1 protein-coding gene is annotated in these 232 nt (G+C 70.3%); it reads right to left on the reverse strand.

The features are described from left to right. On the reverse strand, positions 1-232 hold a 232-nt coding region (locus IF78_RS0143085), incomplete at both ends, for a methionine adenosyltransferase domain-containing protein (protein WP_031498991.1).

The following is a 232-nucleotide window of genomic DNA, read 5'->3' on the forward strand; positions in this document are numbered from 1 at the left end:
GCGGCCAGACCCGCCGCGACGACGTTCTTGGCGACCCAGCGCATCGCGTACGCCGCCGAACGGTCCACCTTGGACGGGTCCTTGCCGGAGAACGCGCCACCGCCGTGCCGCGCCATACCGCCGTAGGTGTCGATGATGATCTTCCGGCCGGTCAGACCCGCGTCACCCATCGGGCCACCGATCTCGAACCGCCCGGTCGGGTTCACCAGCAGCCGGTAGCCGTCGGTGTCCA

The organism is Streptomyces bicolor, from assembly GCF_000719285.1.
In the GTDB taxonomy this organism is placed as follows: Bacteria; Actinomycetota; Actinomycetes; order Streptomycetales; family Streptomycetaceae; genus Streptomyces; species Streptomyces bicolor.